Origin of the sequence: Microbacterium sp. C448, from assembly GCF_000582705.2 — a bacterium.
Lineage (GTDB): Bacteria > Actinomycetota > Actinomycetes > Actinomycetales > Microbacteriaceae > Microbacterium > Microbacterium lacus_A.
The window spans coordinates 1-1,284 of the sequence record NZ_HG779696.1; the positions used below are offsets into that span (position 1 = coordinate 1).

Annotated in this window: 1 protein-coding gene; it reads right to left on the reverse strand. The window is 65.4% G+C overall.

What is annotated here, in order from left to right:
- Positions 1-8 precede the first annotated feature (8 nt).
- A complete protein-coding gene (locus MIC448_RS09965) occupies positions 9-1,238 on the reverse strand; it encodes an IS30 family transposase (RefSeq protein ID WP_198517631.1) in 1,230 nt (409 codons plus the stop codon).
- Between the last annotated feature and the right edge of the window lie 46 nt (positions 1,239-1,284).

A 1,284-nucleotide genomic window follows, 5' to 3' on the forward strand; every position in this document is an offset into this window, starting at 1 on the left:
CGGCGGTTTCAGGTGGCTAGTGCAACACCGTTGATCAGTTCGTTGATCATGTCAGCTGGTTTCCGGTAGCCCAAGGTGCGGCGTGGTCGGATGTTCAGCAGCCGCTGTGTCTCGGCAAGGTCGTCGTCGGTGACCTCGTTGAAGTTCGTGCCCTTGGGGTAGAAGTCACGGATCAGGCCGTTCGTGTTCTCGTTCGTGCCTCGCTGCCAGGGCGAGTGGGGGTCGCAGAAGAACACCTTGCAGTCGCTGGCGATCGTGAACGCGGCGTGCTCGGCCATCTCTGCGCCTTGGTCCCACGTGATCGTGCGAGTCAGCGTCGCGGGGAGTTCCGCGATCATGCTGGCAAGCACGTCGGTGACGGTCTTGCTGTCGCGCTGCCCCGGCAGCCGGCCCAAGAGCGTGAACCTGTGCTTGCGTTCGACAAGTGTCACGATCCCGGAGTTGCCGGGCCCAACGACGAGATCGCCTTCCCAATGCCCTGGCACCGCCCGGTCCTCGACTTCAGCGGGACGATCGGTCAGTCGTGCCCCGTCCAGCCAGGGGCGACTGGACCGGCGCGGCAGCTTCGACTGCGGGACCCGTGTTGTTCGTCCGGACCGCAACGCCTTCTCAACCGTCAGCTCGTGTCGTAACGCGCCCTTGCCTTGCACGTAGAGCGCCTGGTAGATCGTCTCGTGCGACACGTGCATCTCCGGGTTATCGGGAAACAGCAGCTTCAACTCGCCCGCGACCTGTTGCGGCGAGTACTTGTCGTTCAAGCGTGACACGACCGCCGCTCGCACCGCGGGCTGTTCCAGCTTTCCCGGCCGAGACCGCGGCCGCGCCGCTAACGCCCGATAATGCGCGATACGCGCGTCATAATGACGCGTCTCCCAGTGCTGCACCTGGTGCGCGCGGATCTCGCGAGAGACCGTCGAGGCCGACACCCCGAGCTCCGCCGCGATCCGTCGAACCGACAGCGGCGGACGCATCGCCAGACCCGCCTGGATAAGCGATCGGTCCGCCAGCGTGAGGCGCCGATACTCGCGATCACCACCCTCACCGATCACGGCATCCATCGGCATCGGCCGCGCACCACCGCCTCGACCCATCATCAGTTCCACGCCCGCGAGCCTGGCCCACAACTTCACCACGCTCATGCTGACACCCAGCGTCGGCGCGAACTCGAGCGCCGAGCGACCAGCAATCAGGCCGCGAACCGCCTCCGCGCGCATCGCCCACGGAACCTTCCTCGACACAACACCCTCCTCCATGAAGGCGTTGCGCTAAGAACCTGAAACCGCC